14 protein-coding genes are annotated in these 13486 nt (G+C 67.3%); 9 read left to right on the top strand and 5 right to left on the bottom strand.

The window, feature by feature from the left end; translation table 11 throughout:
- Position 1 precedes the first annotated feature (1 nt).
- The 6 genes from gspK to gspF are packed head-to-tail and all read left to right on the top strand — an operon-like array spanning position 2 to position 7360.
- Complete coding sequence (gene gspK / locus AC3WL2_RS18540; RefSeq protein ID WP_102683750.1) at positions 2–952, top strand: type II secretion system minor pseudopilin GspK; 951 nt, start codon at positions 2–4, stop codon at positions 950–952.
- Positions 949–1869 carry a type II secretion system protein GspL gene (gspL, locus tag AC3WL2_RS18535; protein ID WP_102683749.1) on the top strand — a complete coding sequence of 307 codons (921 nt, stop codon included), beginning with the start codon at positions 949–951 and terminating at the stop codon, positions 1867–1869. Before gspK ends, gspL begins: the two co-directional genes overlap by 4 nt.
- On the top strand, positions 1859–2377 hold the full coding sequence (locus AC3WL2_RS18530) for a type II secretion system protein M (RefSeq protein ID WP_102683748.1): 519 nt from the start codon (positions 1859–1861) through the stop codon (positions 2375–2377). The genes gspL and AC3WL2_RS18530 overlap by 11 nt, the downstream gene beginning before the upstream one ends.
- A complete protein-coding gene (gene gspD / locus AC3WL2_RS18525; RefSeq protein ID WP_102683747.1) occupies positions 2374–4737 on the top strand; it encodes a type II secretion system secretin GspD in 2364 nt (787 codons plus the stop codon). The genes AC3WL2_RS18530 and gspD overlap by 4 nt, the downstream gene beginning before the upstream one ends.
- Complete coding sequence (gene gspE, locus AC3WL2_RS18520) at positions 4734–6155, top strand: type II secretion system ATPase GspE (RefSeq protein ID WP_102683746.1); 1422 nt, start codon at positions 4734–4736, stop codon at positions 6153–6155. Before gspD ends, gspE begins: the two co-directional genes overlap by 4 nt.
- Entirely contained in the window at positions 6155–7360 is a 1206-nt protein-coding gene (gene gspF, locus AC3WL2_RS18515) for a type II secretion system inner membrane protein GspF (protein ID WP_102683745.1), read from the top strand. Before gspE ends, gspF begins: the two co-directional genes overlap by 1 nt.
- Before the next feature lie 50 nt (positions 7361–7410).
- Here the strand turns inward: gspF and AC3WL2_RS18510 are convergent, their stop codons facing one another.
- Positions 7411–8463, bottom strand: a complete 1053-nt coding sequence (locus AC3WL2_RS18510) for a YncE family protein (protein WP_082120435.1) — start codon at positions 8461–8463, stop codon at positions 7411–7413.
- A 126-nt stretch (positions 8464–8589) separates the two neighbouring features.
- Positions 8590–9516: a LysR family transcriptional regulator gene (locus AC3WL2_RS18505; RefSeq protein ID WP_102683743.1), complete on the bottom strand. Its 927-nt coding sequence runs from the start codon at positions 9514–9516 to the stop codon at positions 8590–8592.
- 87 nt (positions 9517–9603) lie between these two features.
- On the opposite strand from AC3WL2_RS18505, the gene AC3WL2_RS18500 reads away from it, so the two are divergent.
- Together AC3WL2_RS18500 and AC3WL2_RS18495 are read left to right on the top strand one after the other, a co-directional pair.
- Positions 9604–9909 (top strand): putative quinol monooxygenase, encoded by a 306-nt coding sequence (locus tag AC3WL2_RS18500; protein ID WP_102683742.1) that lies wholly within the window; start codon positions 9604–9606, stop codon positions 9907–9909.
- A gap of 13 nt (positions 9910–9922) precedes the next feature.
- Positions 9923–10777 carry a type 1 glutamine amidotransferase domain-containing protein gene (locus tag AC3WL2_RS18495; RefSeq protein WP_102683741.1) on the top strand — a complete coding sequence of 285 codons (855 nt, stop codon included), beginning with the start codon at positions 9923–9925 and terminating at the stop codon, positions 10775–10777.
- 46 nt (positions 10778–10823) lie between these two features.
- Here the strand turns inward: AC3WL2_RS18495 and AC3WL2_RS18490 are convergent, their stop codons facing one another.
- The 3 genes from AC3WL2_RS18490 to AC3WL2_RS18480 form a co-directional block, all read right to left on the bottom strand.
- Positions 10824–11021, bottom strand: coding sequence for a hypothetical protein (locus AC3WL2_RS18490; RefSeq protein ID WP_102683740.1), 198 nt, complete (start codon positions 11019–11021; stop codon positions 10824–10826).
- Positions 11002–11571, bottom strand: a complete 570-nt coding sequence (locus AC3WL2_RS18485; protein WP_102683739.1) for a hypothetical protein — start codon at positions 11569–11571, stop codon at positions 11002–11004. The genes AC3WL2_RS18490 and AC3WL2_RS18485 overlap by 20 nt, the downstream gene beginning before the upstream one ends.
- Positions 11572–11742: 171 nt before the next feature.
- Entirely contained in the window at positions 11743–12231 is a 489-nt protein-coding gene (locus AC3WL2_RS18480; protein WP_046855997.1) for a signal peptidase II, read from the bottom strand.
- Between the two features lie 194 nt (positions 12232–12425).
- Between AC3WL2_RS18480 and AC3WL2_RS18475 the strand changes: the two genes are divergently transcribed.
- Positions 12426–13472, top strand: a complete 1047-nt coding sequence (locus AC3WL2_RS18475) for a class I SAM-dependent methyltransferase (protein WP_102683738.1) — start codon at positions 12426–12428, stop codon at positions 13470–13472.
- Positions 13473–13486: the final 14 nt, after the last annotated feature.

Raw genomic sequence — 13486 nt, 5'->3', positions numbered from 1 at the left:
CATGGCGCGCCAGGAAGGCATGGCCGTGATCAGTGCGCTGTTGATTGCCGCGGTGGTGGCGGTGATCGCCGCAGGCATGATCGAACGCCAGGGGCTGCAGACCCGGCAGATAGAGAACCGCCAGATGGCGCTGCAGGGACAATGGGCTCTGGAAGGCGGCCTGCAGTTGAGCCGTCGGGTGTTGTTCGAACAACGCCTGCGCGACCCGCTGGTACGTGGCGGCCAACCCTGGACGCGACCGATGCGCCATGAGCCGTCTGGTAGCGTGCGCTTCGATGGGCAACTGGAGGATGAGCAGGGCAAGTTCAACCTGCGCAACCTTGTGGTCGATGGCCAGGTGGACAGCGAGGCACTGGCGACCTTCCAGCGCCTGTGCGCGCTGATCGGCATCGGCGAGCGGCTGGCCACGGCCATCGCCGGGCAGGTGATCGACAGCTACCCACAGCGTCCGCCGGTATCCCCCAGCAGTGCCGGTCAAGGCCTGCAAGGCGGCCGTGCGACCTCGCCAGCCGTTGCCGCCGAGCCGTTGCCGGCCAGGCGCCCGATGCTGCGCAGCGTCGATGCCCTGGTCGGGCTCAAGGGCATGGACGCCGAGGCCCTGCAACGCCTGCGCCGATTCGTCACGGTGCTGCCGGCGCTGACCTGGATCAATGGCAACACTGCCAGTGCCGAAGTGCTTGCCGCGCAGGTGCCGGGGCTGTCGCTGCAGCAGGCCATGGCGCTGGTGGCCGAGCGCGACAGTGGGCGCTGGTTCATCAACCGGGGCGATTTCGTCAACCGTTTGCGCATGCCGCAGTTGGCCATGGCCAATGTGCGGGTGGGGATCAACAGCGACTGGTTCCGCCTGCGCGGCCAGGCGCGCCTGGGCAGCCGTGAACTACCCCTGCAGGCGCTGCTGCGCCAGCGCGAGGGGCAGTTGCCGGATGTCATCTGGAGCCGGGTGGGCGCATGAGTACGCTGGTTGACGTGCAGCTGCCGCCGTTGGCGGAGCTGGAGGATGCCTCGCTGCTGGATTACCGCCAGGCCGAGCGTGGCGGCCAGGCCACCCGCGCGCAGTTGCAGCGCCAGGCCAAGGGCGCGCCCTGGCGCCTGCACTTGCATGCGCACGACAGCCTGGCCCTGGCCCTGGCCTTGCCACCGTTGACGGGCAAGCGGTTGAGCGCGGCGGTGGGCTGCGCGGTCCAGGGGCTGGTGCTTGGCGATGTCGGGCAGGTCCATGTGGCGCACGGGCCGCGCCAGGCTGATGGGCAGGTCGCCGTGGCCTGGCTGGGCCTTGCGCAGATGGCGCGTCTGCAGGCGTGGCTGCAGGCCGATGGCATCCGCGTGGCCGGGCTGTTCGCCCGGCAGGACGATACAGCGTCGTCGGTCGATTTGGCCGGCGGGCTTGCCGGGCCAGTGAAATCGCCAGCGTTGGGACGCACCTTGGCGATCTGGGGCGCGGCGGCAGTGATCTGGTGCCTGGGCTTGAACCTCTATGCCGCGCACCTGGCCGACGAGGGCGAGCGGCTGCGCGCCTACATGGTCGCCCAGGTGCGCATGGCCTTCCCGCAGTTGCCGGTGGTTCTCAACCCGTTGCAGCAGGCGCGTCAGCAACTGCAGGGCGGGCAGGGCGGCGCCGGCTCGGGGCTGGCGGCCTTGCTCGACGGCGCCGGACAGGTCATGCCGTTCCTCGCGGGTAATGTCGAGGCACTGGACTATCAGGATGGCGTGCTGCGTCTCACGCCCCTGAACGATGGTGGCAAGGCCCCGGCGGACAGCGCCTGGCAGGCCGACCTCGCCGCACGCGGCATCGAGGGCCAGGCCAGTGGGCAAGGCTGGACCCTGAGGGCAGCCAACCCATCCGGTGAGGAGCTGGCCCATGTCGATTAAGGCCCGCCTGGGCCTGCTGCGCGGGCAGGGCCGGCAACGCTGGCAAGCCCTGGCCGCGCGGGAGCGTCGTGCGGTCGCCCTGGCAGGCGGCTTGCTCGGCGCGCTGTTCTGCTGGCAGGTACTGGTGCTTCCCGCCCTGGCCCGGATCGACCACTGGCAGGCCGAAACACCCAAGCTGCGCAGCCAGGCGCAGGCGCTCGATGCCTTGCTCGGCGAGCGCCTGGCACAACGGCCTGCGGATACCGCCCAGGCTTTGCGCCAGAGCCTGGAGCAGGCTGGCCTGCTGGCGCAGTCACAGCTCGACGGCGAGGGCGATACCTGGCGCCTGGGCTGGCAGCGGGCCCCCGCGGAAGCGGCCATGGCCTGGCTGCAGTCTGTGCCGCCGCGCCTTGGGCTCGGTATTGGCCAGCTGACATTGCGCCGGGACCCCGGCGAGCCCGGCAGCCCGGTGACCTTTTCCGGAACCCTTCGCATGACTCAGGCGCATGGCGCTAAGGACCCTTCATGACGTGCCTCCGTTCACCGCGATTGCCGTTCGCGCCCTTGCTCCTGGCCCTGGCGCTCAGCGCCTGTGCCAGCGCGCCGAGCGTGCAACGCCCCCTGGCCAGCAGCGAGCTGGGCCGCCCGCTGGCCGAGGCCGGTGCCACGGCGGGCACCCTGGATCACCGCGAACCGCAGAGCCGCCCGCTGCAGCGCCAGTCGCCGCCTCGCGTCGGCCAGCGCCACAGTCGCGCCGTGGCCGCACCCGCGCCGGCCAATCCACTTGGCGACCAGCCGGTACAGCTGAACTTCGTCGATGCCGATATCCAGGCAGTGGTGCGCGGCCTGTCCCGCGCCACCGGTCGCCAGTTCCTGGTCGATCCACGGGTCAAGGGCCAGCTGACCCTGGTTTCCGAAGGTGAGGTGCCGGCCGCCAAGGCTTATTCCATGCTGCTGTCGGCCCTGCGCATGCAGGGCTTCAGCGTGGTCGATGTCGGCGGTGTGGCCCAGGTGGTGCCCCAGGCTGACGCCAAGCTGCTGGGCGGCGCGCTGGTGAGCGGTGACCGCGACGCGGGCAACGGCATGGTCACCCGGACCTTCCGTCTGCAGTATGAAAATGCCGTCAACCTGATCCCGGTGCTGCGCCCGATCGTCTCGCCGGACAACCCGATCAACGCCTACCCGGGCAACAACACCCTGGTCGTCACCGATTACGCCGAAAACCTCGAGCGGGTCGCGCAGATCCTCGATCGGGTCGACATCCCCAGCGCCATCGACACCGATGTGGTGGCGATCAACAACGGTATCGCCAGCGACATCGCCAGCATGGTCAACGAACTGCTCGACAGCCAGGGCAGCGACCCGACGCAGAAGATCAGCGTGCTGGGCGATCCGCGTTCGAACAGCGTGGTGATCCGTTCCGGCAGCCCCGAGCGCACCCAGCTGGCCCGCGACCTGGTCTACAAGCTCGACAATGCGCAGAACAGCGCCGGCAACCTGCACGTGGTGTACCTGCGCAACGCCCAGGCCGACAAGCTGGCGCAGAGCCTGCGCGGGCTGCTGACTGGCGAGAGCGACAGCGCCACTGCCGACGGCACGCGCGCGCTGCTCAGCGGTGGCGGCATGCTCACCGGCGGCAGTGGCAACGGCAACAGCGCCAGCACCGGCAACAACACCGGCATGCAGAACAACAGCACAACTGGCAGCCAGAACCGCGGCAACGGCCTGGGCGCCGGCAGCACGCCGAACGGCTACGGCGCCAGCGCGCAGCAGAATGACCAAGGCACCGCGTTCTCCGCTGGCGGCGCGACCATCCAGGCCGACAAAACCACCAATACCCTGCTGATTTCCGCCCCCGAGCCGCTGTACCGCAGCCTGCGCGAGGTCATCGACCAGCTTGACCAGCGCCGCGCCCAGGTGGTGGTGGAAAGCCTGATCGTCGAGGTCGGCGAGGACGACGCCAATGAATTCGGCATCCAGTGGCAAGCCGGCAACCTCGGCAAGAATGGTGTGTTCGGCGGCGCCAACCTCGGTGGCAGCGGGCTGGTCAAGGGGCCGAGCAGCATCGACGTACTGCCGAAGGGGCTGTCGGTGGGCGTGGTCGATGGCACGGTGAAGATCCCCGGCATCGGCGAGGTGCTCGACCTCAAGGTGCTGGCCCGTGCGCTGACCAGCAAGGGTGGCAGCAACGTGCTGTCGACACCCAACCTGCTGACCCTGGACAACGAGGCGGCGAGCATCTTCGTCGGCCAGACCATTCCCTTCGTCAGCGGCCAGTACGTCACCGATGGCGGCGGCAACAGCAACAACCCATTCCAGACTATCCAGCGCGAGGAAGTGGGCCTGCGCCTGAACGTGCGGCCACAGATCTCCGAGGGCGGCACGGTCAAGCTCGATGTCTACCAGGAGGTCAGCAGCGTCGACCAGCGCGCCTCCAGTGCCGCCGGCACGGTGACCAACAAGCGCGCCATCGACACCAGCATCCTGCTCGACGATGGCCAGATCATGGTCCTCGGCGGGTTGCTCCAGGACGGCTACACCCAGAGCAACGAAGGTATCCCGTGGCTGTCCGGGCTGCCGGGGGTCGGCGCGTTGTTTCGCAGCGAGCGCCGGGCCAGCACCAAGACCAACCTGATGGTGTTCCTGCGCCCGTACATCGTGCGCGATGCCGCGGCCGGGCGCAGCATCACCCTGAACCGCTACGACTTCATCCGCCGTACCCAGGGCAACCTCAAGCCCGAGCACTCCTGGGCGCTGCCGGACATGGACATGCCGCTGCTGCCGCCGGTGGAGCAGGGCGTGCCCGACCAGGGCCGTGCGCGGTCGGTGTCATCGCAGGCACCACGGGCCTCGATCCGTGCCGTGCCGGTGGACGAGGTGGCCCGTTGAGCCGCCTGCCGTATGCCTGGGCCAAGGCCCAGCGGGTGGTGCTGCAGGCCGATGGCGAGGCGAGGGCGGTACTCTCGTGCTGCCCTTCGAGCCCGGGCTGGGCGTTGGCAGAGGTGCGTCGGCGCTTTGGCGCGGTGGCTGTCGAAGCGGTGACCGATGCGAACATGGACGCCTTGCTGGTCAGCGCCTACGCCGATACCGGCAGCGCCGCGGCGGTGGTGGGCGCGGCGGAGAACGAAGTGGACCTTGACCGCCTGCTGCAGGACATCCCGGAAGTCACCGACCTGCTCGAGGCCCAGGACGACGCGCCGGTGATCCGCATGATCAACGCCTTGCTCACCCAGGCGGCCCGCGACCAGGCCAGCGATATCCATATCGAGCCGTTCGAGAGCCACTGCCTGGTGCGCTACCGGGTCGACGGCACCCTGCGCGACGTGGTCTCGCCGCGCAAGGCGCTGCACGGCGCGCTGGTGTCGCGGATCAAGATCATGGCGCAGCTGGACATTGCCGAGAAGCGCCTGCCCCAGGACGGCCGCATCGCCCTGCGCGTGGCCGGGCGGCCCATCGATATCCGCGTGTCCACCGTACCCACCGGCCATGGCGAGCGCGTGGTGATGCGCCTGCTGGACAAACAGGCCGGGCGCCTGCGCCTGGAGGCGCTGGGCATGGACGCCGCGGTGCTGGCGCGGCTGGACCAGTTGATCCGCCAGCCCCATGGCATCGTGCTGGTCACCGGCCCCACCGGCTCGGGCAAGACCACCAGCCTGTACGCCGCGCTGGCGCGGCTGGATGCCAGTGTCAGCAACATCCTCACCGTCGAGGACCCGGTGGAATACGACCTGCCGGGGATCAGCCAGATCCAGGTCAACGCACGTATCGACATGAGCTTCGCCGTGGCCCTGCGCGCCATTCTGCGCCAGGACCCGGACGTGATCATGATCGGCGAGATCCGCGACCTGGAGACCGCGCAGATTGCCGTGCAGGCCTCGCTGACCGGGCACCTGGTGCTGGCCACGCTGCACACCAACGATGCGGTGTCGGCGGTCAACCGCCTGGTCGACATGGGCGTCGAGCCGTTCCTGCTGGCCTCGGCGCTGCTCGGCGTGCTGGCCCAGCGCCTGGTGCGGCGCCTGTGCCCGCACTGCCGCGAGCCCGACCCAGCCGCGCCCGGGCAGTACCGGGCGGTGGGCTGCGCGCATTGCAATCACTGTGGCTACAGCGGGCGCACCGGCATCCACGAGCTGTTCTGCGTGGACGACGCAGTACGCGCCCTGGTGCACCAGGGCGCCGATGAACAGGCCCTGCGCGCCGCCGCCCGCAGCAACGGCATGCGCAGCATGCGCGAAGACGGCCAGCGCTGGGTCGACAGCGGCGGCACCTGCCTGGAAGAGATCCTGCGCGTGACACGGGATGCCTGATGAACCGCTATCGCTATGAAGCCGCCGACGCCCAGGGGCACATCGTCAAGGGGTTGCTCGAAGCCGACAGTCCAGGTGCCGCCATGGTCCAGCTGCGCGGCCTGGGCCTGACCGCGCTGGAGGTCGAGGCCCAGGCCTCTGCCGGGCAGGGCGCGGGCCTGTTCAGCGCCAGGCTGAGCGATGGCGACCTGGCCTGGGCCACGCGTCAGCTGGCCAGCCTGCTGGCCGCCGGCCTGCCGCTGGAAGCGGCGCTGGGCGCGACCTTGGAGCAGGCCGAGCGCAAGCATGTGGCGCAGTTGTTGGGGGCGGTGCGCGGCGATGTGCGCAGTGGCATGCGCCTGGCCGACGCACTGGCGCAGCGGCCGCGGGACTTCCCCGAGATCTACCGGGCACTGGTGGCGGCGGGTGAGGAGTCCGGCGACCTGGCCCAGGTGATGGAGCGCCTGGCCGACTACATCGAGGAGCGCAACACCTTGCGCGGCAAGATACTCACCGCGTTCATCTACCCCGGTGTGGTCGGGCTGGTGTCGGTGGGCATCGTCATCTTCCTGCTCAGCTACGTGGTGCCGCAGGTGGTCAGCGCCTTCACCCAGGCACGCCAGGACCTGCCCGGGCTGACCCTGGCGATGCTGGCGGCCAGTGACTTCGTGCGTGAATGGGGCGCGCTGTGCTTCGCCCTGATGGCCGGGGCGTTCTGGGCCTGGCGGGTCTACCTGCGCGCCCCGGCGGCGCGCCTGGCCTGGCACGCCCGGATCCTGCGGCTGCCGTTGTTCGGCCGTTTCGCGCTGGGCCTGAACACGGCGCGTTTTGCCTCCACGCTGGCGATCCTCGGCAGCGCCGGGGTGCCGCTGCTGCGTGCGCTGGAGGCGGCGCGCCAGACCTTGGGCAACGATCGCCTCGACCAGTGTGTCAGCGAGGCCACCGCGCGGGTGCGTGAGGGCGCTGGGCTGGCCTCGGCGCTGGCGGTGGAGAAGGTCTTTCCGCCGCTACTCATCCACCTGATCGCCAGCGGCGAGAAGACCGGCAACCTGCCGCCGATGCTCGATCGCGCCGCCGACAGCCTGGCCAAGGATATCGAGCGCCGCGCCATGGGCATGACCGCGCTGCTCGAGCCGCTGATGATCGTGATCATGGGGGCGGTGGTGCTGCTGATCGTCATGGCGGTGCTAATGCCGATCATCGAGATCAACCAGCTGGTGCAGTGACCTGTTGCCCATGGAGCAAAGGCGCCTCCCGCGAGGCGCCTTTGCGGCGCTCAGCTGTCTTCCTTCGGCTGCACCACGATCGCCAGGGCGTCCGGCTCGGGGCCGGCTTTCCAGCGAGCCTTCTCGGTCCAGTTGGCGGTGCTGATCACCGCGACCTCATCGCCGCCGCTGATCGCCACATAGACCCGCTTGCCATCCGGCGAGACCACCGCGCCAATTGGCAGCGCCTCTTCGCCGAGCATCGTGCGGCGGTATTCGGCGCCTTCGCGCGCCAGGCCGATGCGCTTGATCTCTTTCTTGGCCACCACATCGATCACCGCCAGTTCCGCCGACTTGGCGCAGGTGACGAGTGCATACTTGCCATCCGGGGTCATCGCGACGCGGATCGGGAACAGGCCGGTGCGGATACGGTCGGTGACTTCCAGGCGCTTGCTATCGACGATGACCACTTCGTTGCCGTCGCGGTTGCTGACCCATACCTGGGTGCCGCTAGGGGTCACCGCCACGCCTTCGCTGCCGGCGCCCGTGGGGATCTCGGCGATTTTCTTCTTGTGCAGCAGGTCGACCACCGACAGCGTGCCGCTCTCGACATGGCTGACGTAGGCGCGGTCGGCACCGGGTGACAGCGCGACCATGTGCGGTTTGCCGCCACCGACGTCGATCCGGTCGAGCACTTTACCTTGGGCCAGGTCGACCACCAGCAGACGTTCGCTGGCTTCGGTGGTGACCACCACACGCTGGCTGTCGGGCAGGAAGCGAATGCCATGGGGGCGGGCGTCTTCGCCCAGGTCGATGGTGCGCACGACCGTCCGGGTCGGCCAGTCGATCACGCTCAGGCTGTTGTTCGCCGTGCCTTGCGCGCCGTAGTTGCCGACCACGGCGAGCAGGCCATTGCCACTGACCACCACCTCGTGGGGGCCGGTGCCTACCGGCAGGCGGATCATTTCCTGGCCACTGCCAGTGTCCAGGGCCGACACGCTGGCGTCGGCCTTGTTGCCGACCAGCAGCACGTCGTCGGCGTTGGCCAAAGTGGCGCAGGCCAGCAGGGCACCGGCCAGGGCCAGCAGGCGGAAGGGGGGTGTGAATGTCATGGGGTAGGGCATGTCCAGTCTCCTTGAAGGTGTGATCCTTGTTGCATGCACTGGCTGTGACCCGTCGGGCCGCCCGAGAGTTTCAGTGGACATGTGCACGCCCACGGTGGCTGGCGCTGCTGATGCCGATCATCGAGATCAACCAGCTGGTGCAGTGACCTGCTGCGCCACCTCCCACACCTGTTGGCGAAACCAGCGACGCAAGGGGTCGGCGTGGGTGCGCGCGTGCCAGATCTGCATCACTTCGATCCGGGGCAGCGTCAGGGGCAGGGTGTGCAGGCGCAGGCCGGGGTCGCGCTCGACCGCTTCGATGGCCAGCGAGCGCAGGCAGGTCAGCAGCAGGTCGGTGCCTCGTACCAGGCGCGTAGGGGCAATGAAGCTGGACAGGCCGGCCACCACCCGACGTTGCCGACCAACAGCCCGCAGGGCGTGATCGACCCGGCCATCGAGGTCGCCGGTGAGTGTGGTCAGCAGGTGCTCGCAGGCCAGGAACGCCTCCAGGCTCATGCCCTCGGTCAGGTGTGGGTTGTCGGCGGCGGCCAGTACCACGAAGTCCTCACTGAGCAGGCGCTGTTGATGGAAGGTGTCCGGCAAGCCGTTGTAGAAACCGGCGATGGCCAGGTCACAGGTGCCTTTTTCCAGCGCCTCGCGTGGCAGGTTGCCCTGGGTGTTGTGGGTGATCAGGGTCAGGTTCGGTGCCTGGGTGCGCAGGATTGGCAGCAGCCTGGGCAGCAGGGTCTGCTCCAGGTAGTCGGTGCTGTAAAGGTGCACCTGGGCCGGGCGGGAGAGGAAATCATCGCCGTCGCAATCCCTGTAGAAGTCCTGTAGCTGTGCAACCAGCTGCTGTATCCGGGGCGCCAGCTCATGGGCCCTGGGCGTTGGCGTGAGGCCACGCGGCGCACGCACGAACAAGGGGTCGCCGAACTGCTGGCGCAGCTTGTTGAGCTTGTGGCTCAGGGCGGGCTGGCTGAGGGCCAGCCGTTGCGCCGCATGGGAGGCATTGCGCTCTTCATAGAGCACCTGGAACAGGTGCAGCAGGTTGAGGTCCTTGTTGCTGATATTCATAAAATGAATCACAGGAATAAGTGCTTTCGAATTATCGAATCATAACGCGATGGTTAGGATGGGCCCAACTTGTTGAGGGAGACGCCCGTGACCATTGCCATCTTCGCCACTATCCACCCGCATCCTGAACACCGTGAGGTCACAGAACAGGCCTTGCGCCGGATGGTGGAGCAGACCCGCGCCGAGCCCGGCAACCTGCGCTATGACCTGTTCGTCCGCGAGGGCGAGGTACTGGCGTTCGAGCTGTTCGAGCTGTATGTCGATGCCGCTGCCGTCGAGGCCCATCGCGACAGTGCCCATTACCAGGCCTATCGCGCCGCCAGCGCCGGCTGGTTGGCCGCACCGACTCAAGTCCAGCTTGCCCACGGGCTGGATATCGCGCCATTCAACTGATCAGGAAGACACCATGAACATGATTGCTCCCGTCGCGCTGGCACTGGCTGGTACTTTGCTGGCCGGCCAGGCCGCCGCCGCTGCGAAGGGTGAGGTACTGGTGCTGTTGTCCAGCGAGAACCAGCTGCAGCTCAAGGACGGCAAACCGTACCCCACCGGTTACTACCTCAACGAATTCGGCGTGCCTGCCGACCAGTTGCTCAAGGCCGGCTACAAGCTGGTGCTGGTGACGCCCAAGGGCAATGCGCCGAGTGTCGATGAGCGCTCGATCGATCCGATGTACTTCGGCGGCGATGCCCGCGAGATGCAGCGTATCCGCCAGGTGGTCGATAGCCTGCCGGATATCGACGACACGCTGTCGGTGAAGGAGGTGCTGGCGGGCGATATGGGCCGCTATGCCGGGATCTTCATCCCGGGTGGCCATGCGCCGCTGATCGACCTGGCCAACAACCCCGACGTCGGTGCCCTGTTGCGTCATTTCCACCAGGCCGGCAAGCCCACGGCCGCCATTTGCCACGGCCCGATCACGTTGCTGTCGGCGCAGCAGGACCCGGCCGCCTACCGCGCCGCGCTCGCCCGTGGCGAAACCCCGGCGGCCAGCGACTGGACGTACCGGGGCTATCGCATGACCATTTTCTCTGACCCTGAGGAGCAGGTGTTCGAGGGCTCACTCAAGGAGCAGCGCCTGCAGTTCTATCCCGCCAAGGCCATGGACGGTGCAGGAGGCGACATGAGTTATGCCCAGGCCTGGCAGCCCCATGTAGTGGTCGATCGTGAGTTGATCACCGGGCAGAATCCGTTTTCCGACAAGGCATTGGCCAAGGCGTTGCTTGAGCAGTTGGAGAGTGTCGGTATTCGCAAGAACTGAGCGAGTGCAGGTGATCGAGGCCTTGCGGATGCTGGCAGGGCCTCGGTCATTCAGGTGCGCGGGCTTTGCCTCGCTTGGGGCGGCCCGCGTAGGCGGAACCTTCGACTTTGGCAAACGCCTCCACGGCTGCTTCGCTGATAAAGCTGTCGTAGTGGGGCGATGCGCGTAGCCGCGCGAGTTTCTCGTCGGCAACGGCCTTGAAGTAGGCGACAGTTGCTTCAAAATCACTGGGTGTTGCCGTCATGCGATGCGTCCTCCCGAGTGAATGCAGCGTAGTCCGCGTCCAAGTTGTAGGCAAGGCCAACTCCCTTGACCTGGGTGAAACCATCTCGCTCGTAGGCTGCTCGGGCCTGAGGCAAGGGATCTCGCACCACGACCCATTTCAGACCCAGCATGCTGGCATAAAAGCGTACGCCGCTCAGGCACAGGGGCGCGACATGGCCTTTGGTCAGCAGGCGATCATCAGGGTTGCGCTGCAGGTACAGCACCATGATCTTCTCCTTGCTGCCCTGCGGTGAGGCCCAGCACAAGCCTGCCAGCTGGTCGTGATGCCACAGGGCGATGTCGAGGGCGCGGGCATGGGCACGCCGAGCCTTCCATTTCAGTACACGCTCCCAGCCAAAATCATGCTGCTGCGGATGCCAGTGCTCATGCGCGGTGATGGCGCGCTCGTCGATTTCTTCGATGGCCAGCCACTGGGCGAGATGGTTGTTGCGCTGGCCAATCTCCAGGGCAATCTGCCCGCGTGCAGCCTGTTTGAAACCGGCAAGTTCGGCCAGTCTACGTTCGTCCATGTCGCACCCTCGAATGCATTGGAACTGAGGTGCGAAAAGGCTAACGTGTCTGCTGCTCCGATGATGGCGGAAAGGCAGTGGGTGGCTTCCCACAATTGTGTAGTAAAGCTCCGAAGGCCAGTTTCGCAGGGCCGACCGCCTTGCGCAGCACGGCCCATTGGCGAGGCGGGATCAGCGTTTGCTCGGCCGGGTAATGCCGTCCACCACCAGCACCGTGGCGCCGGCCATGATGGCGATGTCGGCCAGGTTGAACACGCCGGTGTGCAGGGTGCCGATGTTGAGGACGAGGTAATCGACCACGTGGCCGTCGCGAAAAACCCGGTCGATCAAGTTGGATAGCCCGCCCACGGCGATGAACCAGGCCGCGCTGGCCTTGACCGGTGCCGATTGCCAGTGGCGCCAGGCCCAGACCATGGCCCAGGCGCACACCACGCCGACGGCGACCACGAACACCAGTTGCTTGAGCCACGGAGCCAGCCCGGCGCCGAGGCTGAGGAACGCTCCGGGGTTGAGGCTCAGGGCCAGGTCCAGCCAGACGCTCTGGTTGCCATAGACATAGCTGTGATTGTTCAGGGCGACCAGGGCGATCAGTTTTACCCACTGGTCGAGAATGATGAAGGCAACGCCCAGGGTGAGGACGAGGGTACGGCTGGAAAACATGCTGACAGTTCCTTTAGTGCGCGAATGCGGTCGTCCGCCATTGGCGGGCAAGCCTGCGGCGCGGCGAAGATAGCGCAGGCGGGTCTAGACTTAAAGCCCGGGTCGGTTGCAGATGCGACCCGATCAACCATCCGACCACCGCCTACCGGACCGGACGTCGCCGACGGTGGCCTTCTGGCAGAGGAGGGCAGGTCATGGACGAGGCAAGGCTTCACGAGTTCATGGGCAAGCTGGTGGGCGACATGGGCGCGGCGGCGACGCTGGCCAATGTCATCCTTGGGGATGAACTGGGGCTGTATCGGGCCATGGCCGACAGTCAGCCAGTCACGCCCGAGGCCCTGGCCGAACGCACCGGCTGCCAGCCGCGGCTGGTACGCGAGTGGCTCAATGGCCAGGCCGCGGCGGGTTATCTGGTGCATCACGATGGACAGTTCACCCTGCCCGAAGAGCAGGCCATGACCTTGGCGCTGGAAGATTCGCCCGCCTACATGGCCGGCGGCGCCTCGGTGCTGGCGGCACTGTTCCATGACAAGGACAAGCTGGTGGCGGCCATGCGCGGCGATGGCGCCCTGGCCTGGGGCGATCACCATCCATGCATGTTCAGTGGCACCGAGCGCTTCTTTCGACCCGGCTACCGAACGTTCCTGGTGGCTGATTGGCTGCCGGCTCTGGACGGGGTGGTGGAAAAGCTGCAGGCCGGCGCCCAGGTGGCCGATGTCGGCTGCGGCCATGGCGCCTCTACCATTGTCATGGCCGAGGCGTTTCCCGCCTCGCGCTTCATCGGCTACGACTACCATGCGCCTTCGGTGCTCACCGCCAGCGAGCGCGCGCGTAACGCAGGCGTGGCCGAGCGGGTCGGCTTCCAGCAGGCGTCGGCCAAGGACTATCCCGGCCACGATCTGGACCTGGTGTGTTTCTTCGATTGTTTACACGATATGGGTGACCCGGTGGGCGCGGCACGACACGCCTATCAGGCGCTCAAGGACGACGGCACGGTGATGCTGGTGGAGCCGTTCGCCGAGGATACCCTGGATGCCAATATCAACCCGGTGGGGCGCTTGTTCTACGCGGCTTCGACGTTCATCTGCACGCCGAACTCGCTGTCGCAGGAAGTGGGGCTGGGGCTGGGTGCGCAGGCTGGGGAAGCTCGGTTGCGGGCGGTGTTCGAGGAGGCGGGGTTCAGGCGCTTCCGGCGGGCGACGCAGACGCCGTTCAACTTGATACTGGAGGCCAGGAAGTAGCGATCCCACAGATA

Source organism: Pseudomonas sp. FW305-96 (assembly GCF_058783825.1).
The sequence above is the reverse complement of the archived record's forward strand: the minus strand, read 5'-3'. Positions and strand labels throughout refer to the sequence as shown.